The organism is Succinatimonas hippei YIT 12066 (genome assembly GCF_000188195.1).
In the GTDB taxonomy this organism is placed as follows: Bacteria; Pseudomonadota; Gammaproteobacteria; order Enterobacterales; family Succinivibrionaceae; genus Succinatimonas; species Succinatimonas hippei.
In genome coordinates this window covers 1-24,151 of record NZ_GL830966.1, presented here as the reverse complement: position 1 = coordinate 24,151, position 24,151 = coordinate 1, and the positions used below count along the sequence as shown (strand labels likewise).

General features: G+C 37.6%; 28 protein-coding genes. 4 read left to right on the top strand and 24 right to left on the bottom strand.

Going from position 1 to position 24,151, the window contains the following annotated elements:
* Together HMPREF9444_RS02880 and HMPREF9444_RS02875 are read left to right on the top strand one after the other, a co-directional pair.
* Positions 1–485: RNA-guided endonuclease InsQ/TnpB family protein (locus HMPREF9444_RS02880; RefSeq protein ID WP_040909135.1), on the top strand; the 485-nt coding region annotated here is incomplete at its 5' end.
* A 318-nt stretch (positions 486–803) separates the two neighbouring features.
* Positions 804–1,061, top strand: a complete 258-nt coding sequence (locus HMPREF9444_RS02875; RefSeq protein ID WP_009142841.1) for an HPr family phosphocarrier protein — start codon at positions 804–806, stop codon at positions 1,059–1,061.
* A gap of 22 nt (positions 1,062–1,083) precedes the next feature.
* Here the strand turns inward: HMPREF9444_RS02875 and HMPREF9444_RS10480 are convergent, their stop codons facing one another.
* Entirely contained in the window at positions 1,084–1,752 is a 669-nt protein-coding gene (locus HMPREF9444_RS10480) for a MarR family winged helix-turn-helix transcriptional regulator (RefSeq protein WP_009142840.1), read from the bottom strand.
* A gap of 188 nt (positions 1,753–1,940) precedes the next feature.
* On the opposite strand from HMPREF9444_RS10480, the gene rnt reads away from it, so the two are divergent.
* Together rnt and HMPREF9444_RS02860 are read left to right on the top strand one after the other, a co-directional pair.
* Positions 1,941–2,696: a ribonuclease T gene (gene rnt, locus HMPREF9444_RS02865; protein ID WP_009142839.1), complete on the top strand. Its 756-nt coding sequence runs from the start codon at positions 1,941–1,943 to the stop codon at positions 2,694–2,696.
* A 131-nt stretch (positions 2,697–2,827) separates the two neighbouring features.
* Positions 2,828–3,400 (top strand): superoxide dismutase, encoded by a 573-nt coding sequence (locus tag HMPREF9444_RS02860; RefSeq protein ID WP_009142838.1) that lies wholly within the window; start codon positions 2,828–2,830, stop codon positions 3,398–3,400.
* Between the two features lie 45 nt (positions 3,401–3,445).
* On the opposite strand, the gene bcp is transcribed toward HMPREF9444_RS02860, so the two are convergent.
* The 23 genes from bcp to HMPREF9444_RS11030 all read right to left on the bottom strand — a co-directional run.
* Positions 3,446–3,922: a thioredoxin-dependent thiol peroxidase gene (bcp, locus tag HMPREF9444_RS02855; RefSeq protein ID WP_009142837.1), complete on the bottom strand. Its 477-nt coding sequence runs from the start codon at positions 3,920–3,922 to the stop codon at positions 3,446–3,448.
* Positions 3,909–4,661, bottom strand: coding sequence for a peroxide stress protein YaaA (gene yaaA / locus HMPREF9444_RS02850; protein ID WP_009142836.1), 753 nt, complete (start codon positions 4,659–4,661; stop codon positions 3,909–3,911). Before yaaA ends, bcp begins: the two co-directional genes overlap by 14 nt.
* 386 nt (positions 4,662–5,047) lie before the next feature.
* Positions 5,048–8,785: a hypothetical protein gene (locus tag HMPREF9444_RS02845; protein ID WP_148514329.1), complete on the bottom strand. Its 3,738-nt coding sequence runs from the start codon at positions 8,783–8,785 to the stop codon at positions 5,048–5,050.
* 13 nt (positions 8,786–8,798) lie between these two features.
* Positions 8,799–9,260 carry a type III secretion system chaperone gene (locus tag HMPREF9444_RS02840; protein WP_009142834.1) on the bottom strand — a complete coding sequence of 154 codons (462 nt, stop codon included), beginning with the start codon at positions 9,258–9,260 and terminating at the stop codon, positions 8,799–8,801.
* A 106-nt stretch (positions 9,261–9,366) separates the two neighbouring features.
* Positions 9,367–10,683 carry a type III secretion system ATPase SctN gene (sctN, locus tag HMPREF9444_RS02835; RefSeq protein ID WP_009142833.1) on the bottom strand — a complete coding sequence of 439 codons (1,317 nt, stop codon included), beginning with the start codon at positions 10,681–10,683 and terminating at the stop codon, positions 9,367–9,369.
* Positions 10,684–10,685: 2 nt separating this feature from the next.
* Positions 10,686–11,315 (bottom strand): HrpE/YscL family type III secretion apparatus protein, encoded by a 630-nt coding sequence (locus tag HMPREF9444_RS02830; protein ID WP_009142832.1) that lies wholly within the window; start codon positions 11,313–11,315, stop codon positions 10,686–10,688.
* Positions 11,294–11,953 carry a hypothetical protein gene (locus tag HMPREF9444_RS02825; protein WP_009142831.1) on the bottom strand — a complete coding sequence of 220 codons (660 nt, stop codon included), beginning with the start codon at positions 11,951–11,953 and terminating at the stop codon, positions 11,294–11,296. The genes HMPREF9444_RS02830 and HMPREF9444_RS02825 overlap by 22 nt, the downstream gene beginning before the upstream one ends.
* Before the next feature lie 8 nt (positions 11,954–11,961).
* On the bottom strand, positions 11,962–12,720 hold the full coding sequence (sctJ, locus tag HMPREF9444_RS02820) for a type III secretion system inner membrane ring lipoprotein SctJ (protein WP_009142830.1): 759 nt from the start codon (positions 12,718–12,720) through the stop codon (positions 11,962–11,964).
* A gap of 4 nt (positions 12,721–12,724) precedes the next feature.
* Positions 12,725–13,096: a tetratricopeptide repeat protein gene (locus HMPREF9444_RS02815; protein ID WP_009142829.1), complete on the bottom strand. Its 372-nt coding sequence runs from the start codon at positions 13,094–13,096 to the stop codon at positions 12,725–12,727.
* 10 nt (positions 13,097–13,106) lie between these two features.
* Positions 13,107–13,355, bottom strand: a complete 249-nt coding sequence (locus HMPREF9444_RS02810) for an EscF/YscF/HrpA family type III secretion system needle major subunit (protein WP_009142828.1) — start codon at positions 13,353–13,355, stop codon at positions 13,107–13,109.
* A 15-nt stretch (positions 13,356–13,370) separates the two neighbouring features.
* Entirely contained in the window at positions 13,371–13,577 is a 207-nt protein-coding gene (locus tag HMPREF9444_RS02805; protein WP_009142827.1) for a hypothetical protein, read from the bottom strand.
* The gene (gene sctD / locus HMPREF9444_RS02800) at positions 13,564–14,997 is read right to left on the bottom strand and encodes a type III secretion system inner membrane ring subunit SctD (protein WP_009142826.1); all 1,434 of its coding nucleotides are present in this window, start codon (positions 14,995–14,997) and stop codon (positions 13,564–13,566) included. The genes HMPREF9444_RS02805 and sctD overlap by 14 nt, the downstream gene beginning before the upstream one ends.
* 3 nt (positions 14,998–15,000) lie before the next feature.
* Positions 15,001–16,833: a type III secretion system outer membrane ring subunit SctC gene (gene sctC, locus HMPREF9444_RS02795; protein WP_009142825.1), complete on the bottom strand. Its 1,833-nt coding sequence runs from the start codon at positions 16,831–16,833 to the stop codon at positions 15,001–15,003.
* The gene (locus HMPREF9444_RS02790; RefSeq protein WP_009142824.1) at positions 16,830–17,273 is read right to left on the bottom strand and encodes a hypothetical protein; all 444 of its coding nucleotides are present in this window, start codon (positions 17,271–17,273) and stop codon (positions 16,830–16,832) included. The genes sctC and HMPREF9444_RS02790 overlap by 4 nt, the downstream gene beginning before the upstream one ends.
* A 14-nt stretch (positions 17,274–17,287) precedes the next feature.
* Entirely contained in the window at positions 17,288–18,001 is a 714-nt protein-coding gene (locus HMPREF9444_RS02785; RefSeq protein WP_009142823.1) for a hypothetical protein, read from the bottom strand.
* A gap of 10 nt (positions 18,002–18,011) precedes the next feature.
* A complete protein-coding gene (locus HMPREF9444_RS02780) occupies positions 18,012–19,037 on the bottom strand; it encodes a hypothetical protein (RefSeq protein ID WP_009142822.1) in 1,026 nt (341 codons plus the stop codon).
* Positions 19,038–19,049: 12 nt separating this feature from the next.
* Positions 19,050–19,517: a SycD/LcrH family type III secretion system chaperone gene (locus HMPREF9444_RS02775; RefSeq protein WP_009142821.1), complete on the bottom strand. Its 468-nt coding sequence runs from the start codon at positions 19,515–19,517 to the stop codon at positions 19,050–19,052.
* 10 nt (positions 19,518–19,527) lie between these two features.
* Complete coding sequence (sctV, locus tag HMPREF9444_RS02770) at positions 19,528–21,615, bottom strand: type III secretion system export apparatus subunit SctV (protein WP_009142820.1); 2,088 nt, start codon at positions 21,613–21,615, stop codon at positions 19,528–19,530.
* A complete protein-coding gene (locus tag HMPREF9444_RS02765; protein WP_009142819.1) occupies positions 21,612–21,962 on the bottom strand; it encodes a hypothetical protein in 351 nt (116 codons plus the stop codon). Before HMPREF9444_RS02765 ends, sctV begins: the two co-directional genes overlap by 4 nt.
* 1 nt (position 21,963) lies before the next feature.
* Positions 21,964–22,329 (bottom strand): type III secretion apparatus assembly protein SctX, encoded by a 366-nt coding sequence (gene sctX / locus HMPREF9444_RS02760; protein WP_009142818.1) that lies wholly within the window; start codon positions 22,327–22,329, stop codon positions 21,964–21,966.
* Positions 22,330–22,331: 2 nt separating this feature from the next.
* On the bottom strand, positions 22,332–22,700 hold the full coding sequence (locus HMPREF9444_RS02755) for a hypothetical protein (protein WP_009142817.1): 369 nt from the start codon (positions 22,698–22,700) through the stop codon (positions 22,332–22,334).
* On the bottom strand, positions 22,700–23,818 hold the full coding sequence (locus HMPREF9444_RS02750; RefSeq protein ID WP_009142816.1) for a TyeA family type III secretion system gatekeeper subunit: 1,119 nt from the start codon (positions 23,816–23,818) through the stop codon (positions 22,700–22,702). Before HMPREF9444_RS02750 ends, HMPREF9444_RS02755 begins: the two co-directional genes overlap by 1 nt.
* A 36-nt stretch (positions 23,819–23,854) precedes the next feature.
* Positions 23,855–24,151 (bottom strand): hypothetical protein (locus tag HMPREF9444_RS11030; RefSeq protein WP_187363641.1); only part of this gene is annotated, 297 nt, incomplete at its 5' end.

Here is a 24,151-nt window from a genome sequence, read left to right as displayed (position 1 = left end):
ACATTCGAAATAATTTTTTACATCAGGCATCAACCCTTATGGTTAAAAACCACGACCTGATAGTGATTGAGGACTTGAAGATAAAAAACATGAGCAAGTCGGCAAAAGGAACGATAGAAAATCCCGGCAAGAATGTTAAAGCAAAAGCGGGATTAAACCGCTCTGTCTTAAATGAAGCATGGCGTAAGTTTTTCTCATACCTTGAATATAAGCTTAAATTAAAGGGTGGGATACTAATAAAAGTAGACCCCAAGCACACGAGTCAAACCTGTATACAATGCGGACATATAAGCAAAGACAACCGTAAGGAGCAGGAGATATTCAAGTGCGTAAAGTGCGGCTATGATGCACATGCCGACGTCAATGCCGCACAAAACATCTTAAAAAGGGCAGGACTTGCCCGGATGGCCCGGCAAGCGAACCTCAATAGAGGTCGGCAGCAGGAACCCGCCGAAGCTTACAACAATAGCACTATTGTTGTTTAGCAGCAGGATCATCGGCCTTTAGGCCGGTGAGGACGTCAATGCAGTTATTATCGCTTTGTATGGTTTGTATCAATTCATATCAAGGCGTCTTGCAGAAAATCTTTTTCTACTTCTTGAATATCCGGTATTCGATTTCTACGAAACGTATCCACTTTTTCTGTTTGATTATTTGATGATCATGAGTCTTTTTGTCTGTATTTTTTATTTTCTGCAAAAATTTTAATTATATTTACCTCATTGCGTTGATATAAACACATTTTTAAACTTTGTCTGCTACAATCGACTTAATAAAGAATAAATAAAAAATTAGAGATAAAAATGATCGAATTTTCTTTCAGAATAAGTGACGGTAAATGCATACATACGCGTCCGGCCGGAGAGCTTGCAAAACTCCTGTCAGCTTTTTCCTCTGATGTCACCATAGAGCATAAAAACCAAGTTGCTGACGGCAAAAATTTAATGTCGTTAATGTCTCTTAATTTACGTGGTGGCGATGTTATCAAGATACAAATTCACGGAACGGATGAGATAAAAGTGCAGCATCAATGCGAATATTTTCTGTTAAATAATTTTTAAACTGCACTTTTAACTTCTTTAATTAAACGCTCGACAAATTATGAGCTCCTAACAATTTCATCAATAATGTTTTAAGAGTTTGTTGCTCCTCTTCTGTTAAAACATTGAAAAAGTCATCCACATGCTCTTCCTGACAAGCAGATGCATTGTCTGCTAAAAATAAGCGTTTTCTTCTTCTATCACAAGGATCTTCACGTCTTTCCAAAATTCCCTTTCTTTCCATTTTATTTAATATCTCACTAATAGAGCCTGCTTTTATCCCTAATCTCTCTTGAAGTTCCTTTTGAGCGATATTGCCGCATTTTCTAATCATATGCCTGATTCTACCCTGTTGAGGCATATGACGGTGCATATGTCGGCAACATGAGTCAACTAAAAACGACAATTCTCTATAGGAATCAACATATTGATTACAACCGCAATTTCCTTTTTCATAATTAAATTTCCGGTTGTGTTGTCCTCGGCCTCTTCCTCTGCAACCGCCAACCTCAGAACACGTTTGACCTGCCGATTTTTTACAGTTTCTTTCGTGTCCTACGCTATTACAACCGCAACTGTCTGCAAAAGACGCATCGGAATAATTATTTTGATTGAACGCATCATTTCTCATATACAAATCCCTTCCCCTTTTACATTGCAAATCATTCATAGAACAACCCTTTGCACATAAATCACATTTATTTTCTACCATACTCACTCTTAGCCCCTTTTTATTTAAAAACAAATATAATTAGGCACCTAACTATCTTAAGTATAGTATTTTATTTAGGTACCTAAACATTTTTAATAAAAATTATCTTTTTTAATTAAAAAATTTCGCTCTGTGAATCATTTCCTCATTGTCTGTCTATTACAAAATTTCAAAAAAATCGTGATAAAATGCGCAAAAATTTAGAGGTTACTATGTGTCAGGAAAATTCATCACAGCTTCCCAAGCGATTTTCGATAAAAGATCGTTTTCGCGGTTTCTATCCCGTTGTTGTAGACGTTGAAACTGCCGGATTTAATCCGGAAACTGACGCTTTACTTGAAGTTGCCATGATGACAATGACGATGGACGATAACGGATACCTGCAGCCTGATGAAATAATGAGCGCCAATATCCGTCCTTTTCCTAATTCAAACATTGAACCGTCTAATATAGCTTTTTTAGGTATCGATCCTTTTGATGAAAGCCGTAATTTGCAAGATGAAAGAGTTGCTGTTCTGCCGATGTTTAAAGCAATCTCTAAAAAAATGAAAAAGGAAGGATGCACTCGAGCAATTTTAGTAGGACATAACGGTTTTTTTGATTTGTCATTTATTCACGCGCTAGCAAAACGCTTAAATTATAAGCGCTGTCCTTTTCATCAATTTACTGTTTTCGATACGGCTTCCCTTGCCGGCCTTGTGTACGGTCAAACTGTTTTAGCAAGAGCTTGTACTGCAGCAGGAATTGAATTTGAAGATGATAAAGCTCATGGTGCAAAATACGATACGTTAATGGAGTGCAAACTCTTTTGCAGTATTTTTAACCGTTATACCTTATTTGCAGGTTTTCCCGACCCCATAGAACAAACTCTACTTGATTTTCGTGCTCACCTGAAAGACAAAGAAGATCCTGAAAAAACACCGGATTCATGTAAAACAGAATAACGACTGAACTACTTGCAAGTTACGAATTTAATAAGTTTTATCACTTGCGCAAAATGTGCGTATTGTCAATTGCTTACTTTAAACAAAACATCTATCCTCTTATAGAGATACACACATGCAGGAGTTTTTATATGTCATTTACTTTAGCGGCTTTAAAATACCCTAAAAATGCTTTAGGTTTCATATCTGAAAATACTTTGAATTTTCATCACGGTAAACATTTACAGGCCTATGTAGATACCACTAACAAATTGGTCGCAGGATCAAGCTATGAAGGGAAATCCCTCATAGATATCATGATGTCAAGTTCCGGTCCCTTATTTAATAATGCAGCACAAGCTTGGAACCACGAATTCTATTTCAATTGCATCAGTCCTGAAGAAAAAGAAATTCCCGAAAAGATTAAAGCTTTACTTATAAGTAATTTCGAGTCGGTTGAGAGTTTTAAAGAAAAATTTACAGCATCTGCTGTAGGCAATTTCGGTTCAGGCTGGACATGGTTAGTACAAACCGGTCCCAATCTACTTAAAATCGTTAATACTTCTAATGCTGGCAATCCGTTAATCGACGGTTTCACTCCGATTATTACAGTAGACGTATGGGAGCACGCTTACTATCTTGATTATCAAAACCGCCGTGCCGATTACGTAAAAGACTTTATAGCTCACATCGATTGGGACTTTGCTGCAGCAAATCTTAAGTAAAAAACAAAATAATTTTTATAAGCGTGCCGTCAAGCACGCTTTTTTTTAAACTTTTTGATAATTACGAATAAAGTCTAAGGCCTCTTGTGCATTGGTATCAGGTTTAGCACGCTTAAACACCTTGATGATTTTCCCGTCCTCATCAAGAACAAACGTTGATCTGACAACACCCATGGAAACTTTGCCGTACATTTTCTTTTCTTGCCAAACCCCAAAAGCTTCCAACACTTCTTTATTTTCGTCAGACAGCAAAATAAAGGGAAGATTATGTTTTACTGCAAATTTCTCATGAGATGCAACACTATCTTTGCTTATCCCTAAAATCACAACATTATCTGCATCAAACTGAGACGATAAACCTGCGTAAGCGCATGCTTCTCGCGTGCATCCGGGAGTCAAATCTTTAGGATAAAAATAAACAACAACTTTTTTACCGCGAAATTGCGATAATCTGACTTCATTTCCTTTTTGATCTTTTAAAGTAAAATCAGGAGCAAAAACTCCGGCTTCAAGCATTGCCATAATTATTTTCCTTTATAAAACAAAATGTTTTTTTATTAGAATGTTCTTTTGAATAAACAAACCCATATGCAGAAAAATATTTCATCTCTTCAGAAGATTCTATATTATTTTCTGCCAAAAACCTTACCATTGCCCCACGAGCCTGTTTGCATAAACTTCCTCTTTCCACAAGTTTATCACCGCTCATTACTGGGAATAGCACATTAATCAAATTAACTTTTTTTGAATATATAACTTTACTGTACTCTTCTGAGGCTAAATTAATAACAGTGTCATCGTATTTTTGTAGCTCACCGGTAACTTTTTTCTGCCAGAAATCATAAAGATCTTTTTTATCATTAATTTTTAATTTGGCAGCCATTTCAAGTCTGTATGCCCGTACCCCATCAAAGGGTCTTAGCATCCCGTACATAGCGCTTAATATGAAAAGATGCCTATCAAGATATTCATACGAACGCTCATCAAAAACATTAGCGCCCATAGATTGATACTGTAATCCGCTATATGAAAGTAATGCCGGAGTTAAATTCTTACTCAAATCTATACAGCTAAGACGCTCAAGGTTTAGTTTTACAATACTATCAGAAGCTTTATACAAAGCCTTTAACTTAGCAAAATCAAATTCTCTTAATTTAGAGAGAATAATGTTAGCTTCATTTAAAAATAACGGCATACGCAGTGGCAGAAGAGTATCTGTATTCTCAATCATCTTTTTTGCCGGTGAAATAATTATCTGCATATACCATACTCCAATCTTTATATAACATACTGTTATATATGGATTATATAACCTTACGCAATATCTCATCTTGTGCATAAGATGGATACCTGTTAGTGACTTACTCCCCACCCTATAGATGGTGGAGACTTCTGGCATATTTTGTTAAATTTTAGATCTCAATTAATCAACGTCACCTTCGGCCTAAAGACCGAAATAGCGAGTTGCTTAACAACGATATCGCATTGTCATATACTTCGGAGAAACCTGCAACCTCCCTCTTTTGATAAAGGATCGACCTTAGGTCCCAAATCCGAAGCATTTAGATTTTAGATCATCACCAGCGTTCTTATAGAGCTGCTATACTGCACAGCTTCGCCACTTTCTTCACCTTCAATGCTTATATCTTAAACAGAAAATTCATCATCCTCACTAACCGAAAGCACGGATTCGGAAGATGCAGCAGCGTTTTCTCTTATTGCTATCTTAAAATCCGTACATGCATAAGATCCGTCCGATCTGACAACAAAAGACTGAGAGTAGTCATAAATACTATCAGGATCAGTTTTAATAACCAGCTCAATTGATCCGTCTTCCTGAGCTTTAATATTAAAGAGATAAGATCCATGTTCATCTGCATTACTATATGGAGGTAAAAAAATCTCACATCTGGTATCTGCAATTCCGGCTTGCGACAATAAACAGAAAACACGAGACAGCTGTATCCTGTTTTCCTCTGATAATTCATCGGTAATTTCATTTTTGCCCATCATTTTATACACACTCAAAATAATGGACTTATACAGCATGTTCTTTTTATCCGGATCAGCTGATAAATCACGGGATGGTCTAAATACAACCTCTTCACCGTCTTTTTGAATAAAAGTAAACGAGGTTCGCCCCTTCCATCTATGAAAATCCACATCCAAAAAATAATTATTCTTTGGATTAAAATCTGTTAATGATGGGAGTTCTCCTACAGGGCAATTTAAATCTTCGCCTGAAATATCGGTTTTTTGACCTAATGCAATTTGACGAATAAGTTCCGGAGAACAACCGAAAAACGCTCCGCAATTAATCATATAAGCTATTTGACTAGGCGTTACATCATCATCATAGCCAGGAGAATCATGTATCTTTTCAAGAACTAAATTATATAAACTTTCGTAAGCCTTAATCACCACTTCATCATCAGAAACATTATCAGGCATCTCTGCTCCGCCGCTTACAATCCGATACAAATCTTTACCCTCGGGAACATAGCCACTCTTATTATAAAAATCGATAATTTGAGGAGCCGAAGACACAAGCGCATTAATTGCATCAGAATTTTTCGGATCATTGTTTGTGTACTGTTTGATTATTGCATTCATAATCCAATATTCAGACTCAGACAAAGGCGGATTTATTTTCGACAGCTTTTGAAATTCTGCCGGCAATAAATTAATTGCGTCCCCTCTTGCCAAATGCGAAACTATTCCGTTATCGCCGCCTTTTAATTGAGTCAGACTGGTAAAAGGATCATTAACTTTTGTTACATTTGCAATTTGCTTTAACTCATGAAGAACTTGAGAAGATTCATGTAACTGCGTTAATGCTCCCAGTCTGTTTTGTTCTTGAGCAATCTTACTAAGATACTGCAAAGAACTATCAACTCTATCCGCTGAAACAGAGGACAAACAGGCAGTTAATCTGTCTTTAATCGATTGTCCTTCATAAAAAGTTTGAGCTGACAAAACAGTTGTCATATTCAAAACAAAAGTACGCAGATTAGCCTGTGTTTGTTGATCCGCTTTCTTGAAATTAAAAGCTAATGTACCGAATTTATCCTTAATGGTGTAGATAGCACTGATTATCTGAGAATCAATAGGGTCCGGAGCAACCAAGTTAGGAAGAGTACTTTCAACAATATCTTTATATGTTCCTATAACTTCCTTTAAAGCATTAAGATCACGAATACCTAATCTATGCAAATTACCAATAATTCCAGTTTTCTCTTCAGGTGATAAATGAACATTTAAATTATTCTTGAGCAAAATAGAATCAGAGGCTGATACAAAATCAATTAAATTACTAAGCTCCTGAATATCTTTTAAAACTACTTCTCTTGCAATGTTTGAAATATCTTCATCAGTTAATGTGCTGCCGTTACCTTCAGCTTGTATTGCTCTATTTAATACTTCATTTTTTATATCAGCAAGAACTAAGGTGTAGTCATAATTAGCAGAGTCAAATAATGAAGATGCCACCCCCTGAGCTTTTGCTTTAATAATGACATCGTCAAAAACTTTTTCTCTTATTTCAGGCGGAATGGCATCCTTATTTGAAAACCAAGCTTGTGCCTTTTCTACTGCCTGATAATTTATAGAATCTGAAGGCAATTCTTTAATTGCTAAAGCAGCATCGGCATTTAAATAATCGCGTAAGGCATCAGGCAAAAGATCCGTCTCGGTTTTGCTTAAAAAAACAGTATTAAATAATTTATTAAAAGACTCCTGAGCTAATGTACTTTGCGGCACATCCCAGTCAGGAACGGTTAAAATATCTTCATTGTCTAATGCATAAATACTTTTTACTAATTGTTTTACAACACAATTAATATGTAAAAGTTCTTCTGCTTGATTCATGTCAGCAGGAGCAGCATTTTGATCTTTATTAATTTGAACTGCTTTTTGATTTGCAGCAGAAGTAATTGAAGCAAATTTAGAAACGGCATTTGCCATCAAGGTTGCAGAAAACTTGCTTTCAAGTGCAGAAATTCCGCGCTGCTGCAGCAAAACCGTCAAAGCCGCAGTCATTATTTTGTCAAAAGCACTTTCTCTTTCTTCTTCAGGTAAAAGCTTCACTCCGCTTAATACATCATTGTAAAAAGCACTTACTTTATTTAAAAAAGCGCCGTCTACTGCTACAGAATCATTTATTAATGGTTCTATGATATCTTGTCCTGATAAAAGCGCATTAAATAAATACGGCTTGTACTTATCATCAAGACCTGCTAATGAAATATTAGCTCCGCCTTCAAGCATTAAAACTGCTTCATTGATTAATGCGGATTTCTTTTCTAAAAACTGCTCTGTTACTTTATCTAAAGCTCTAAACAAGCTTTCAACTTTAGGATAAACGTTTTCATTCTCTAATGTGAGCTGTTTTACTGCTGCATCTACAATCTCGGGATTATGGCAAATAATTTCACGATACTGCTCAGGGATATTAAATTTGTTCATGCAAACATAATCGGGAACTCCGGTGAGCATTTGACAGGTATGTTTTCTTACGGCAAAAGTGCGTTCCTGAAGAGAATTTAAAGAATCGTTATCTTTTAAACACGCCTTTAAAATGTCATGACAATCTTTAATTGGATATAAATCTTTAATTTCATTAAATAAATTCAATAAAGTAGCGTTTTTATCCGCTGCCGTTTTATGTTGTTCTGCAATAGCAGTAAGTTCTCCTTCTGAAAAAAGGCTTAGAAGCTCTGACATGGGTTCAAGATTTTTTGCAAATTCTTGTAAGGAAGAAAATTTAAAATTGTCAAAATTTGTTAAAAATCTCTGTTCAATATATTTTTCAAAAAAACCGCTTTCTTTTGCATATCCTGTTATTACATTCTGTATGGGTACAGGAAAATCTTTATTTCTGGTTAATATCTGGAAATTATCTTTATTATTAATAAACTCCTCTACCAAAAACTGATTTAAAGCAACTCTTTGCTCATCTTTATTCTCAAGAGAAATTCCATTTTTCGCTACAAAAGATGCAAATGACGTTTTAAAAAATTGAGGGATCTTATTTTCATTTGCAAATTTTTCTCCTACCTCCAGACCCTTTTTCATATCGTACATAGCAATGATTTGCTTCACGTCGCCTGCGGTAATGGCTTTATTTTGTACTTTTAACTTGTCTAAAAATTTATCTGCTTCATTTGCTATTGTCTGCAATTTAGGATGACTACGGATAAGAGATTTAATTTGATCAAATGTTTCTCTTTGCTCATTGAGATAAGAAATAGCAAATAAAGATGAAATACCGGAAATTTGAGATCTGGTTTCAACATTATTAGATTTACTGTTAACAAACAGCGGGGTCGAATCATCCAAATGCTTTACTTGAGAAAACAGCGACTGTTTAGAAATTTGCTCACTCATGATTTTTCCCTCTTTAAACATTAAGCCACTGCGTAGTATCTTGCTTTTCAGTTTGAGCTGAAGCCTTGCTCAAACTATCCGTCAGACAAGATAATAAATTTTTAAAATCTTTTTTACATTGCTGCGTAATTTTTAAAAATTTAGCCAATTCACTTAAAAAATCTTCAACTGATAAACCGGTTAAAGCAATTTCATAATTCACTAAGATCTCTTCATTTCTTTCATCCAGAGCATACGAGGCTCCATAAGTGCCTAAACGCAAAAAATTTGCTGATAGTAATTTTCTATAAACAAAAGCTGATTTTATTTCTGCTACAGATCCGAGTGAATATTGCAATAAGTAAGAATTTTCTGCGGGATTAAAAGAGAAAACCAAATCTCTTCCTTCATAGTTCAAGATTGCAATACCGTCATTTTCACAATTGCAATCAATGCCCAAAAAATTACATAAAGCATTTAAATATTGGTTCTGCATATAAGATCCTTAAAAATAATATGCTCTGCTTTTATATATATTATGTGCTAATTTTAAACTACTGCAAAATAATTTTTGTGAGGCAGGATCTTATATTAAATAATTTTTACTTAACTATTTTTAGTAATTGACTTACCGTATCCTCAAAAGAGCTCTTTTCATCCAAACCTTGTTTTAAAAATTTATTCACGGCATCTATGTGTGACAAGGCAAAATCTGCTTCGGCGTCATTTCCCTTTTTATATTCACCAAGTTGAACCAACAATTCTATCTCAGAGTATTTTGCCAAAATCTGTCTTAACTTCTGTGCAGCTGCTTTATGTTCTTTGCTGACAATTGTATTCATCACGCGAGAGACGCTTGCAAGCACATCAATAGCGGGATAATGATTAGCAGCAGCAAGTTTTCGGGACAATATGATATGACCGTCTAAAATAGATCTGGTTTCATCAGCAATAGGCTCAGTCATATCATCGCCTTCAACCAATACTGTATATAAGGCGGTAATTGAACCTTTATCAGAATTTCCCGCTCGCTCCATGAGTTTTGGTAAAGTTGAAAAAACAGAAGGTGGGAAACCACGCCTTGTCGGAGGTTCTCCTGCAGCCAACCCAATCTCGCGTTGTGCACGTCCAAAACGTGTAACAGAATCCATCATCAAAAGAACATTTTTACCTTCATCACGGAAATATTCAGCAATGGCCGTTGCGGTATATGCGGCTTTTAATCGCTCCATGGACGAACGATCAGAAGTAGAAACAACCAACACCGCTTTTTTCATTCCTTCAGGACCAAGATCGCGTTCAATAAATTCACGTACTTCACGACCGCGCTCACCTATTAAAGCTAAGACGCATATTTCCGCACTTGTTCCTTTAATTATCGATGAAAGCAATGTTGATTTACCACCGCCTGCGGCAGCAAAAATGCCCATTCTCTGCCCCTGTCCACAGGTTAAAACCCCGTCTAAAACCCTTAATCCAAGGCTAACGGGTTTTTCTATTAGTTTTCTTTGCATCGCAGCAGGAGGGTCTGCATAAACAGGGTAAAATTTATGCGTCTTAAGCGCCGGACCGCCGTCTGCAACGTCACCTACACCATTTAAAACCCGACCTAAAAGCTCTTCACCTACCGGAACAGACAAAACATGACCTGTCGGAATTACTTCCGTGTGATAAGAAATCCCTTCCAAATCGCCCAGCGGTGTTAATAGTGCGGTATTTTTTGAAAATCCAACGACTTCAGCACGCAGCATCCAATTTTCACCGGGATTGCGCAAAATACACAGTTCACCGACTTTTACTCCGGGAACCGAGGCTCGAATAATTGTACCGACAACCTGATCAACCCTTCCCCTAATCTCCAATGAAGACACTTCATCTACTGCATCTTCAAGCATTTGTCCGATGTATTCTAGAGCCATCTTTAATCCTTAGAAGCAACGCGTGCACTTAAAGACTCACTTAAAATTTTCAGTTGAGTATCAAGGCTTGCTTCTACAACACCCATTTGAGTTTCTAAAATACAATCTCCTTTTTTTAAATTAACATCTCCTATAACTTCGATATATCCGCTGCGGCCGTCATCTGATAATAAATAAGCTTTTAAATCTTCACGGACAATCGGTTCATCATGAGTACTTACCCGTACGACAATTCTTTTTTCTCCGCGGACCGCACTTAAACCTTTACGAACAACTCGAACGATCCGATCTTTTTCATCAAGATCACCGATAATTTTATTTACTGATTTTGTTACCACTTCAACAAGCTGCTTCTCAAGCGATTCAAGGCTATCTACCTGAGATAAAACCATATCCATGATTTTAAAAGTATATTCGCTTTTCCCTTCTTCCTTTCCTTCGGTTAAACCTTGTTCAAAGCGATTTTTATAGATTTCCTCAGCTTTATCTAATATTTTCTGAGCTTTCTTTTTACTTTCTAAAATGATTTCTTCAGCGGCAAAAAACTTCTCCAAATCATCTTTTCTGATGATCTTAACGTCATCTGCAATTTGTAATTTATCATCAGCATCTAGATGAAATATTTTTTCCATTTGCCATCAATCTCGTTTATTGCAATAAAACAAATTAAAGAAAAGAGCTTATCCTGATCTAATGACCATTGTTGCTGTTTTTCAAATTCAACATCAAGCTCTGCAATCTTTCTTAATAAAAAGTCCTGATAATTTTTTGATAAGCTTCCGGCAAAAAAAACAAGTATTGAATAACCTTGGTATTTGGTTTCCTGTAAAACCAACTTAACATCCCGTTTTGAGGAATAATGTCTTTTTACCGTACCGCCAAAGACATAGCGTCCGTGCTCCATAACAAATTTATAAACGGACGAACCTATTGCTTGACTGAGACAAAGAAGTTCATTTTTAAGAATGGTTGTCGTAATGCAATCTGCAAATACGCATGAACCAAGGTAAACTGCGATTTTGTCTAAAGTTTCTTTATCAAAAAAAATTACACGGCTCTTAGGATCGGAAAAATCAAAATAAGAGATTTTTTGCTGTTTTTTAAACAAAACTAAATCAGTTTCTTCAATATCACGCATAAAAGACGGATATTGTGCATAAAACGAAGAGAGACTCTCCTTATTAGAGCTTTCATGCACTGAGTTAAAATCAAGTACGGCATTTAAAAGCTCTTTATTATCAATAAGGGATAAAGCATATTCTCTCTGCATTTTGCCGATTATGCCTCTTTGTTATCAGCCGCTTTATCTTTATTAGCAAAGTCAAATTTTATATGTCCTGTTCTTTTGCCGATACCAAGCAATAAACATAAAGCAATTGCCAATCCGCCGATTCCGGCAAGAACATAACCGACAGGACCTGCATACCAAGGTTTTAAGGTTTTTTGAACAGGTAAAACATTTTCTTCAAAAGTCTCAGTCATTACAGCTACCCGATCATGAGTAAGTCCGGGAACAGAGCGAGCTGTTGTATCTTTAATACTGCTTATCATATCCACGACAGGAGATTCTTTGGTATGACGGATAAAAACCGCAGCTGAAGGAGGCGTAGTAACACCTGATGATTGCTCATGCTGAACTAAGACAACGTGAACGCGCGCATCCAAGACGCCGTCAATTCTGGAAAAAGTAGCAGATAATTCCTGAGACAAGGCATAAGCCAATCGAGCCTGTTCTTCCGTTTGAGAAGAAATCATTCCCTGCCCTGAAAATACCGATCCTAAAGATTGAAACTGCTCACGCGGTAATGAATGTTCTTTTATAATTTCAAGAGAGCGCACTAAATCCTGTTCATCAACTTCAATTGTAAAACCGTTTTTGCCTTCTGAAATTTTTTTAGCATCAACTCCGCGCTGTAAAAGAGTCGACAGCATCTCATTGGCATCACTTTCCGTTAAATTAGAATACAATGCTTCACGGCAACCGCACAAAAGCATTGCACTTAAAATAACGGCGCTCCCAAGAAATTTAAAACGCATTCTATTACCTATCCAACAGATTTAAAGCATCCTGACACAAGTTATAAGCGCTTTGCTGTGAAGCATCAACACTTGAAGCTAGTTTTTTTGCCTCTTCCGATTTTTTCTGTAAAGCAAGAGAAAAAACTTTCATTGCTTTAACGTCCGCATCGTCAGAATGAGAGACAAGAAGCTCATCCAAAATCTGATCTGCCTTATCAAAATCATCAACGACGATATAAGAAAAAGCTAAACCTATTTTGGCCCCGACTAATTCGCTATCCGCACACAACAAGCCTTCAAACAAACGTCTTGCTTGAAAAATCTGACCTTTAGCGCAACCGGCAAATCCTATTTGGATTAAGGCACTGATTTTTTCTTTTTCTAGAATCTGCATTGCGGCCTCACTAACTTACTTTTTGAGAAATTGACTTTATAGACTCAGATAAAGACTTTACTAAATTAGCAGTAAGCTCCATTACAGCATTATATTGACCCATCTCAAATTGCATTTCAAGTAATGCCGCCTGCTGATCTTCAGTAGAATCCAAACTTGAGATATTAGCCATTTTTTCTTTCATCTGTTCTGCCTTTTCTGACATGTTGTCCATGCCGGTTTTAATCATATCAGCAAAACTGCTTCCTGAAATTTCCATATCCGACCTCCGGTTTTATCCAAGCTTATCAATAATCGCCAAAGCATTTTGGCAAGACAGATAAAGTCCGCGATAAGCATCAATTTCACCTACACTGACACCGCTGTCCATTTTATTTTTCAGCTGTACAGATATTGAAAAAACTTCTTCTTTAAGCTCTTTTAATAAATAAGCATTCTCAGGATTTAAAAGCAAATCCATATTCAGATCATTTAAGTTCATAGGTAATTTTTTCTCCTTTTTTATCAAGGATAAGTTCATTAACCGAGATCTTTTCTAAGATATAACCGTTAGGCAGCTCAGCTCCTTCAAAATATTTATCGCCATTTTTTAAGCTGACAAAACGTAACGGTTCTAAAGTTACTCCGCTAATACTGTCAAGATTAAAAGGCAAAACCGATACCGGATCGGTTAAATCCGACTTTTCATTATCAGAGCTTAATTTTTGGTCGCTATCCTTATATGTAACAGATACGGCATCCCGAGGCAATAAATCAATATTGCCTTTAGGCATGGTACGTATATCTCTAAATATAACAGGAGCTTTACAAAAATCAGCTATTTCTCTTTGCAAAGTTAAAAAATTTTGATATTGATCAGGAGTGAACTTACCGTCATAAACAACGAAACCTTTATCAAAAATCAACGATACCGGTAAATTTAATTGACTTATTTTCTCCTGAATAAACGGCTCTAATTGCGATCTGTACGTAAAACCGGATTTGATATTTTGTTCAGATAAATGACTGTTTAATGCATTAAAAATATCATTCTCATAATAAGGATCGCAAATATATCCGTATACGACAAAATCATTTCCTTTAAGTGCAGGATTTACGGTAATCCCGTATAAAGAAAAAGCATGCTTAATAGACAACGCTTTAGCACTTATTAAATTAGCTTTAATCTCGACCGGATAAGACACATGAGGAATCGATTTCATTAATTTTTCGTAATTTTCCTGATCAAGAACGCTTCCTGAGACCACATAGATACCGTCTTTAAAATTAACCTGAACAGGATCTACGAAAAATGACGATGATTGATTCTTAATTGCAGCTATTTCTTCATCAATGCTTGCTTTACGATCAAAGACATTACCGAAAATCAATAAAAATAACAGCAGAGCAAGAATAACGGCACCGATAAAAATCTTGGATTTATAAGTGCTCTTAGATTTATTCGCAATCGGATGTTCTGTCTTAAGGTTGGTGTTTTGAGCTGTTAAACCACTTATATTTGCTTTTGCAGAAGCTTCGCCTTTTATATCTTTCTCTGATTGGACATGCAGAACATCATCATTTGTCTCTTTGACGGAAAAAGACGTAAAAGCGGCAAAAGGATCTCCTTCCTTATGCCATGCCAAGGTATTTAAACCTACAGACAACAAGTCACCTGAAGGTAATGACTGTTTTCCTTTTAATTGCGAGTTATTAATTAACCAATTACCGCTTAAAGCTTCAGCAAAAACACCTTCTTCAGTCAAAAAAAGTTTTAACTCGCTTTTCTCAATGGCGTTGTCATAAATTACGATATCGCTTTTATCAGTATTACCCAAGATATATTCACCTTGCGGTAAAACAAGAGAAGCTCCGATATTGGAACCTGATAAAAAACGAAATTCGAATCTGCGATCATCCATAAGCTATATGTCCTTTACTAACTGAGCTTTAGTACTGCTATTTGCAGAGGATGATCGGGAAGATGCGCATCCTGATTCATTTAAAGGTTTTGTTTCCCGCATTGAGTAATCTGCCTGAGTCGGCGATTTTGCAAAGCTCTTATCATCAAGACCGCTTGGCAAATTAATGTCATCTAAATCAAGAATTCGCGGGGTAATCAATAATAAACGCTCTCTTTGAGTCGCTTCATCACTGCTTGAGCCGAAAAGTCCTCCGATTAAAGGAATATCTTTTAATACCGGAATACCGTTATCGCTATTGCGATGATTCTCCATATAGTATCCGCCAAGCAATAGACTTTGTCCCTGCTGTACTAAAGCCTGAGTGTTTATTGTGGTCTTTTTGATAACAGGGATCCGTTCATCGGCTCCTTGAGCATCGCTTGATACGGTATAACTTTGACTCTGATCCGTATCCTGATTTGTCTGCAAAGAAATTACCATTTGAATGTAAGGGGCAGATCCGTCATGAGAATCAATAATATGAGGAGTAACACGTAAAATCGTACCGGAAACGACCTCAAAGAGATCGGAGCTTTCATTTCCGGCAACTTTTACATAATTTGTAGTTGTATCCTCAAGCGTTGCCTCCACATTATCAAGAGTAAGAACAGAAGGTCTGCCTAACGTCCTTGCTTTGTTATCTTCTTCAAGCATATTAACTTGCATCATGAAGGCGCTCTGATCGGTACTGAAAACCGTGGAAAAAATACCGCCGCCATTAGGGTTTAAACTTCCTGAATTTGAAATTTGATGCCCCACACCGCCGGCAATTTGCCAATTTCCGGTTCGGCGTGCCGCCTGCCAATCAATACCTAAGGAATCAGCTGCTCCCACATCAACATCAACGATTGCGGCATGCAGTTCCACCAATCTTACCGGAACATCAAGTTCTTTTATAACATCTTCATAATAAGGCATGCGGTAATCATAATCATGAATAATAACGGCATTTAAGCGCGAATCGGCAATAATAGACGGAGAAAACAGATTTCGGGGCTGTACCGATCCGCTGCTTTGTATTGATGTGTCGGAAGGTAAACTATTTTGACTACTGCTTTGAGAACCTTTTATCAATCCGCTGCCGCGAAGTCCCTGCAAAGCCGATCCTCTTTGTGTTACGGTAACGCCCGAACCTTGGATATTATTGGATCCGCCTGAAACCATACTTTGCAAAATAGAAGCCACACCCGGAATATGAACATTTCTATCCGAACTGCTTACTTCAATATCTTCAGCCTTTGCATGCTTTAAACGAATAACTTTCATTACAACATGCTCTTCCGTTGCGACATCAAATTGTCTTATTGCATCTACAATCGTATCAACATAACTTTGAGGTCCTGAAACACTTAACATTCCGTTTGAATTGATTCTTACAGGCAAATTTGCAGAAATAAGGCCTGCGGCTCTGACTTCATTTAAAAGCTCCTGTGCTGAAAGAGCCGAAGGTTTTACAACGCTTTGAGTTAACTCACTGTCACTGTAAAAATAAATATTTTTCCCTTTTATGTAATAACAGACGCCAAAAGCCGTTTTCATTCCGTCAATAAACAAATCGGGATCTATATTTTCAAATCTTCCGTTAACTTTTCCCGTCAAAGATGGAGACACATTTACCGAATATCCCTGCTGTCTAGCAAAATCAGCTAGAACCGAAGATATATCCTCTTGAGAGGAATAATGACTGTAAGGTTTATTAAACGCAAACGAATAAGCAGGAATTATCATCAGCATAAATGCGATAACATATAGAGCTTTCCTAAAATGTCCCCACGTATTTTTTATGACGTTCACGGATTTACTCCCCAAAAATTAAAAGCTTCAACACGCTCTGAGCTTTCATTTGAGTATAAATGCTCCACAAAGAAATCACAATCATCCAAGAAATTCTGACATAAAGATAAAAGTGTATTTTTATCAATTAATGAAACATCAACATCAAGTTCAAGACATAGATCTTTATCTTCAAGCGTAAAATTTACTTTATGATCCTGCCATATAGCAGCGGTCATGGTTGCGCCTTTTTTGGCTATTTCAAATGCATCATCATCGTTTTGCGGCAACGTAAATAAAACAGCACGCATTAACAAAACATTAGAATTCAAGGCATACAGGCTGAACGTATAATTATCAAAAGCAATATCAATTTTACTTTTGTCCAAAGCCAAATCCTTCTGATTAAAGCTCCATCCGGCTTCCTTACAAATAAGCTCAATTGCATCACGTGCCTGCATGCCATTACTCCTTATTAGCCTAAAATGCGTTTATTCGCCTCAATCATTCCCTGAGAAATGGTTGATGACGTATCGATGGATCTTTGCACCACTGACTGCAATGACTCAGTAATGGATTTTACCTGATCGGCAAAAGCATCAATCTTTTTCTGATCCGCCTCAAGTTCTTTTAGACCGGCATCAACTAAAGCTGCACCATATTCTCCTCCGGCTTGAATAAAACCGGTTACGGACTTTGTAGCTTGCTCAAAAGCAGTAACTGCAGCGCTTTGTGCCATTTTCTGCGCATCGGATAAAGCGCTGTTTCCTGCAATTTTAATTGACATTCCCATCTGAATGCCGCTGCTTGCCATAGAAATTACATTTGAAACGATTGAGCAGGCAAATTTAATTGTAGCCTGCTTGCGCATTTCGCTTGCCTGCTTTTCCATTAAATCAGCACTTTGCATCTGAGCTTCATAGGTCATATTGCGATTTTCTCTAACCTGCTCGGCAAGAGTCTGACTTATCAAAGCCAAAATAGTAGCTCCTGCTGATGCCATAGCCACCATGGAACTTCCAAGATCGGAAGAATTAAATGACAAGCCGTTTCCGTGCAAATTAGGAATTGAATCAGCATCCTTACCCTGAGCACCTGGAATTGCAGAATTGTTATTGGTATTTATATTGTTATCAGATCCGACATTTCCATAAAAGGAAGTCTTTTCATTGCCGTTAACTCTAATCATAATTTTTCTCCTATGCCATCGCAGGAGCTGAACCGCCTGAAAGGACTGACTGCATGGTGCTATTGCAATCATCAATAACATCCTTTACGCCTTCAGCCATTGCAGTGGCCTTTTCCATAATCTTTTCTATCTGTTTTGTGTCCAAATCCTGAGCAATCTGAATTCTCATCAAAATAGCTTCAAGAAGCTTGGAATCAGCTTTGATTTCATCTATCTGTTTTTCATAAACAGCAGACGTAATATTTACTGCTGAACTTGCAGCTTGAGTTCCTGCTGAAACAATGTTTGTTGCATTATTCATAATTTGCTGGAACTTAGTTAGCTTTGATACCTCGCCAAGCTTTGCCGCATCAGAAATTGTCTTTGCAGCACCTGCACCGGAAAGCACGCTTCCTACAATTCCTATAGCAAATGACGTAATCATTCCGCAAATTGCAGCTGCCTGCTCATTTCCGCCGGTTGCTTTTGCCGCCTCCGCAAATCCGTTTTGCAAGCTAAGCTTTCCGTCAGAAGCCGTAGACATAATCGTTTCAACAGTTGAGGCGATTAACAATCCGGCACCGATAATACTTGCAGGATTCGGCGCAATAACAGCACTGGCAAGGACAGCAACTGCGGCAATAGCTTGAATCACACAGCTTATGATTGAAAAAGCTTGCTTCAATTTGTCTAAAAAGCCCTGTTTTTCAGCTTTTTCAGCTTGTTCCTGCAGCTTTTCGATTCTTTCCTGATTTATCTGCTTGCGTTCCTCAGCATGTGCCTGCAACGTAGCCACGCCTGATGAAACGGCCTCTTTTCGCTCCTCCATGCCGAGCATGGACATTATTGCTTCTTCGCACAATCCCATAATTACACTCATGGGAATAGTATCATTCGGCGCACTTAAAGAAGGCAGAGAATCTAAATTGAGATCACCTGAAGAAACATCCGGAATTGACGAGCCTGAGCTTGAACTAAGACCCTTTTCTTTAATTCGGCTTAAGATCTCACTGATCTCTTGTGCCTGTGCTTTGCTGACATCATGAACATTATTCATATTCAAAACCTATTATTTTTCAGACACAATCTTTAATAAAGCGGCCCCTTTGTTTTTGAAGGTATCGTCTTTGGCATCACCTTCTTTACCCATAATGGACAAACTTTCAAGAGCCGCAACGGCATTTTCTTTTTCTCCGGCTTTAAGCAAGCAAACTGCCGCATAGTACATCGGCTCGGGATCCACAAGACCGCTTACTACGGATGCCAATGAATAAATATCTGCAGCCTTTTTATAATTTCCCAAAGCCTGTTCGCAGCCGCCAAGCCCCATAAAGTATTTAATTTCATTGTAATCATAAAGACATAATGCTCTGAAAATACTGGCGGCATCATCAAAGTTCTTACTTTGATAAAGCTGATAAGCTAAAGCATAAAGTGCCTCTAAATGTTTTTTATCAACCCCTGCCAAATCAGCGACACTGCAGCCTTGACCGAATAATGCTACAAGCTCTGTTGCAGTAAACTGATGCTTTTCCATAAAAAACTCCTTACATTCTCACTCTGTCAATAGGTTGCACCGATATTTCAGGAGTTAATTCCTGATAATCAAGAACCGGTACGTTATAAAATTCGGTTTCGATAAGACGTCTTACATAACGGCGAATATCTATTGAGGCAATAATCACCAAATTACGATTACGCTTACCTAAAGCCCTGCCGACTTCTTTTAAAAAACGTCTTGATGACTGCGGATCCAAAGCTAAAAATGCCCCCGAAGAAGTTTGACGAATTGATTTTCTAATCAATTCTTCTACAGACGGCTCTAATAAAATTGCAGGTAAAATATTTTGTCCGGCGCAATATTTATAGCTTATCTGTCTCTTCAAGCAGCTTCTAATATATTCACAGAGCATCACCTGATCTTTTTCTTTGGGCGCCCAAATAATAATTGCTTCTAAAATTGAGCGTAAGTCGCGAATAGAGATCTGCTCCTGAACAAGACGCTTAAATAAATCAGCAATTTTCTGCAAAGGAAGAAGTCTTGATACTTCATGTACTAAATCAGGGGCTCTGTCTTCCATCTTATCAAGCAGATACTTAGCCTCCTGCAAGCCGATAAAATCAGAGGCATGTCTTGCCAGGACCAAAGAAAGATTTAAAGAAATGACTTTAGAATGCGTGTAATATGAAACACCGATAGTCTTTAACTTGTCCTTATCTTCTTCTTTTATCCACCAAGTCTTTTCCGAAGGCAAAAAAGGACGACCTTCTTTTACTTCAACGCCAAGCATGCGAATGTTGTCAGGATCTTCACGCACCATGACGCATCCCGGTTCAAGCTTACCGTGAGCTACCGGAATCTCATCAAGATTAAGCACATATTCATATGGCTCAAGATTGGGATTTTCTCTAAGATTAACCCCGGGGAAAGGAACTCCCAAATCAAAATATAAAGCTCTTCTTAATGCGGCAAGCTCGTCGTTTAAAGCACTAAAATCAAGGCTATCGCTTAGATTATTAGACAAATCCAAAATTAGAGGAACTACGGGAGCAAATTCTTCACTTCCCGCTTCTTTGGAAAATGCTTTGCGCTTATCCGTTGCCGAACGCAGCGTTTTTTGAATTTCAACTTTAGGATCAACCTTTAGATCTTTATTTTTCTGCATATAGGACAGAGCATAACCTATAGCAAAAAGAATAAACGCTAAAGAAAACAGCTGCGGTTTAGGAAAGCCCGGGATCAAAGCAAAAAGGAAGACCAAAGTGCCGGCTATTTTTAAAGCCTTAGGCTGAGAAAATACTTGATCGCCGATTTGCTCTCCGACATTATCATTGTCACCGCCAGATCTGGTTACAAGAATACCGGCGGAAATTGCGATTAATAACGAAGGAATTTGCGAAACCAAACCGTCACCGACGGTAAGCACGCCATAAAGCTGTAAAGCTTCTCCTGACGTCATTCCCATCTGGGTTACGCCGATAATCGTACCCGCAACAATATTTACGGCAGCAATTAAAAGTCCTGCAATTGCGTCTCCTTTTACAAACTTCATGGCACCGTCCATAGCGCCATACATTTGACTTTCAAGGGAAACGGCGTTTCTTCTATTTTGTGCTTCTTCTGAATCAATGGAGCCTGCACGCAAGTCGGCATCAATTGACATTTGCTTTCCTGGCATTGCATCCAATGAAAAACGCGCTCCGACCTCAGACACACGTTCAGCACCCTTTGAAATTACCAAAAACTGAACAATTGCGATGATTATGAAAACTACCGCTCCGACAATAAAATTTCCGCCTACGGCAAACTCACCGAATGTGAAAATAATTTCACCGGCATCTGCCTGCAGCAAAATCAAGCGTGTGGTCGCGATGTTTAAACCGACGCGAAATAAAGTCGTAAATAAAAGCAGAGTAGGAAAAGAAGAAAAGCTTAAAACATTCGGCGCATACATAGTCATCATCAAAATGACGAATGACATTGATATATTCGCGGAAATAAGCAAATCTACAAGCGGTGTAGGCAAAGGCACAACCATTAAGCATATAACCGCCACCACCATGCCGACCAAAAGAAAATCGGCATGTTTGGTTACAAGCGAGGAAGCAGTACGAGCGCTGTCAAGTAATGTCATACTTTCTCCCTTAAGTTATTAATCATGGCGTTAGCTTCAGCTTCCCGCCCTGTTTTAATCAAAGCCCGAGCGCGCAGAAGATAGACTGAGCGATAGATATCTTTATCCTGACTGAATTCATTTATTTCATCAGATAACGACAATACTTTTTCGTATTCTTCTTTATTATCAGCACATAAAATCAACATAGCTTTTGCCCAGATATCTTTAGGATTTAAAGCTAAAATCGCTTTAGCTCCCCTATTGGCGCTGTCTACATGATTCATCTGAAAATAAAAATACGTCAGAATCTTAAGCGTATTATTCTCATCAGGAGTAAGACCTTTAATTTCTATCGATTCAGCCATCTTATCCCTCGACCATCATGCCTAAATAAGCTTTTAACAGTTCGCGATTTTCCATTAAAGGACTAAGATCTTCACGCAAAAATCTTCTTACATCAGCATCCTTAATCCCTTGCATTCTTTCAAAAATAGAATTTAAAGATCTATTTAAATTTGCCGGCTGCAAAATATCATTACTGGAGAGTTTCGGTTCTAATCCCTGCAAAGCGATTGCACTGAAACTATTTCCCTTATATAACTCATCGAGCTTAACTTCAGTTTCGTTTTGTACGACAATCTGCTCTACTTGCGGCAAATGTTCGCTCTCCGGCAGATTCATAACACTGCCAAGCCCGATATTGGAATTTAAAATATTGACGGAAGAACTCATAATTACTCTCCGTTTATGACTTTGTCATATATGGTTTTTAAATTAAGTACGGAGTTTTCAATATCCATAGCCGAAATGTCAGAAGACAATTTTGTCAAAAGCATTATTCTATCTTTGGCAAATCCTACTGAAAATTCAATAGAATGACGATTAAAAACTGAGCATTCACTTAAAAACATCATCAAAGTATGCTTATCATAAGAAGCTACCGGAAAAGATAAAGACATTATCAAAAACTCTTCTTCACCTTTAGATGACTCCAAGCAATAATCCAAACCATTCCATCTAAAGCTCAGAGGATTTTCTTTTGAAAAAGAAGAAAAACTTACTCCCCAACGGCTTTCCAGTTCGTTTATTTCTCTATCAATCATCAGTTGCCTCCCTGCTCAAGCCACTCGTCTTCTTTTTCAATTAACTTATCGACAAGGTTTTGGACGGCATCAATCACATGAGCCCTGTTTTCGACTCCGAAAAAGACCTCAGAGCCTAACTCTCGAGACTTGTTAAGCAAATCCTGAGCCATCAGGACTTCAGTTTCAGGATCTTGCTTAGGAACTTCCGTATAAAGAGATCTGACTTGGGATGTCTGTATGAATTTCTGCTCAGAAAGCTTAAGCATGCGTTCAAGCAGAGAAAAACCGTTTAAATTACCTGAATCGAGATGATAAATCTTGTCAAAACGCTCAACAAAACCGTTTAAGATAACTGAAGCTCCGTTTATAGATCTTGCAAGAGATAAAGACGTACCGACACTCTCAAGCAAAACTTGTTCCTGAGACTGATTGACTGAAGCCAAATCAGCAGATAAAGCCTCAAACATAAAATCTATTCCGGCATCAACTTTATCTGCACCAAATTTTTTCTCAATATAATGAAGCATCTCTACCGGAGTTTTACAGTCATGACTTAGCTCACTGTATGAAAGACATAAATCAAAAGAAGAAGATAAATCATTATGTCCTGCAACACTTATAGTATTAATGCAGGCATCAATTTCACTTTTTTCATCAGTATAAAGAGCCTGTGCCAGATCTTTGATTTTCTCCGCAAATGACGGATCTTTCTCATTATCGGCATACTGCAGTAAAAAAAAGTAATTAGAAGCCGGATGACCGCCTTGTTCTTTTAGGCGATTTAACATGCTCTCACGATTTTCCTTGCCGGCTCTTAAATCTTCTAATAATTTACTTTTCTGATTGCGATCATCATTGTCCGTCTGCAATTCAAAAGCCTGCTTCATTTTCTCAATTTTTTCTTCTAAATTGAGAGCAGCCTGCTTTTGTTTGCGATCCTTTAATTTAGTTTGCTTTGAATTATCGCGAGCAAAGGTAAGCTCTTCTGCGCTGTCGGCAAGAGACGCTTCGGGACTTTCGGCAACCTGAACGGCAGCTCCCGAAAGTTCTCCTACATTACTTTTTGCAGCATGTGCCGAAGATATTCCTTCCTGCACTAAACTTGCCGCATTGTTTATACCTCTAACGTCATTCATAGCAAACCAAATCTTCTAAAGTTAAGTAAAAAACAATCAGACCAAGTTATGAGAACCGCGGCGGCTGCTTAATGATACTTTGGGCTTGTCTTCAATTCCCAATTTATTCTTAAAAGCAAAAACGCGTTCATTTACAGATTTTTGAGTCTCACTCTTAATTTGAGTAAGCAATTCTTCTGCTTTGGCCTTATCGTCAGCAGTAATATCAAGAGTCGGAGCCATAGTTTCAATCTGCTTGCGGGTGGCCTCATTTATGGCATCCAATTCTTTTATTTCTTTTTCAACATCTTTTAAAAATGCATATGGCAAAACGATCAAACTGATGGAGTTCAC

Coding starts and splice junctions, on each gene's coding strand:
- HMPREF9444_RS02875 (WP_009142841.1), top strand. CDS start 804: ATGATCGAATTTTCTTTCAGAATAAGTGACGGTAAATGCATACATACG.
- HMPREF9444_RS10480 (WP_009142840.1), bottom strand. CDS start 1,752: ATGGTAGAAAATAAATGTGATTTATGTGCAAAGGGTTGTTCTATGAAT.
- rnt (WP_009142839.1), top strand. CDS start 1,941: ATGCGCAAAAATTTAGAGGTTACTATGTGTCAGGAAAATTCATCACAG.
- HMPREF9444_RS02860 (WP_009142838.1), top strand. CDS start 2,828: ATGTCATTTACTTTAGCGGCTTTAAAATACCCTAAAAATGCTTTAGGT.
- bcp (WP_009142837.1), bottom strand. CDS start 3,922: ATGGCAATGCTTGAAGCCGGAGTTTTTGCTCCTGATTTTACTTTAAAA.
- yaaA (WP_009142836.1), bottom strand. CDS start 4,661: ATGCAGATAATTATTTCACCGGCAAAAAAGATGATTGAGAATACAGAT.
- HMPREF9444_RS02845 (WP_148514329.1), bottom strand. CDS start 8,785: ATGAGTGAGCAAATTTCTAAACAGTCGCTGTTTTCTCAAGTAAAGCAT.
- HMPREF9444_RS02840 (WP_009142834.1), bottom strand. CDS start 9,260: ATGCAGAACCAATATTTAAATGCTTTATGTAATTTTTTGGGCATTGAT.
- sctN (WP_009142833.1), bottom strand. CDS start 10,683: ATGGCTCTAGAATACATCGGACAAATGCTTGAAGATGCAGTAGATGAA.
- HMPREF9444_RS02830 (WP_009142832.1), bottom strand. CDS start 11,315: ATGGAAAAAATATTTCATCTAGATGCTGATGATAAATTACAAATTGCA.
- HMPREF9444_RS02825 (WP_009142831.1), bottom strand. CDS start 11,953: ATGCAGAGAGAATATGCTTTATCCCTTATTGATAATAAAGAGCTTTTA.
- sctJ (WP_009142830.1), bottom strand. CDS start 12,720: ATGCGTTTTAAATTTCTTGGGAGCGCCGTTATTTTAAGTGCAATGCTT.
- HMPREF9444_RS02815 (WP_009142829.1), bottom strand. CDS start 13,096: ATGCAGATTCTAGAAAAAGAAAAAATCAGTGCCTTAATCCAAATAGGA.
- HMPREF9444_RS02810 (WP_009142828.1), bottom strand. CDS start 13,355: ATGGAAATTTCAGGAAGCAGTTTTGCTGATATGATTAAAACCGGCATG.
- HMPREF9444_RS02805 (WP_009142827.1), bottom strand. CDS start 13,577: ATGAACTTAAATGATCTGAATATGGATTTGCTTTTAAATCCTGAGAAT.
- sctD (WP_009142826.1), bottom strand. CDS start 14,997: ATGGATGATCGCAGATTCGAATTTCGTTTTTTATCAGGTTCCAATATC.
- HMPREF9444_RS02790 (WP_009142824.1), bottom strand. CDS start 17,273: ATGCAGGCACGTGATGCAATTGAGCTTATTTGTAAGGAAGCCGGATGG.
- HMPREF9444_RS02785 (WP_009142823.1), bottom strand. CDS start 18,001: ATGATTAGAGTTAACGGCAATGAAAAGACTTCCTTTTATGGAAATGTC.
- HMPREF9444_RS02780 (WP_009142822.1), bottom strand. CDS start 19,037: ATGAATAATGTTCATGATGTCAGCAAAGCACAGGCACAAGAGATCAGT.
- HMPREF9444_RS02775 (WP_009142821.1), bottom strand. CDS start 19,517: ATGGAAAAGCATCAGTTTACTGCAACAGAGCTTGTAGCATTATTCGGT.
- sctV (WP_009142820.1), bottom strand. CDS start 21,615: ATGACATTACTTGACAGCGCTCGTACTGCTTCCTCGCTTGTAACCAAA.
- HMPREF9444_RS02765 (WP_009142819.1), bottom strand. CDS start 21,962: ATGGCTGAATCGATAGAAATTAAAGGTCTTACTCCTGATGAGAATAAT.
- sctX (WP_009142818.1), bottom strand. CDS start 22,329: ATGAGTTCTTCCGTCAATATTTTAAATTCCAATATCGGGCTTGGCAGT.
- HMPREF9444_RS02755 (WP_009142817.1), bottom strand. CDS start 22,700: ATGATTGATAGAGAAATAAACGAACTGGAAAGCCGTTGGGGAGTAAGT.
- HMPREF9444_RS02750 (WP_009142816.1), bottom strand. CDS start 23,818: ATGAATGACGTTAGAGGTATAAACAATGCGGCAAGTTTAGTGCAGGAA.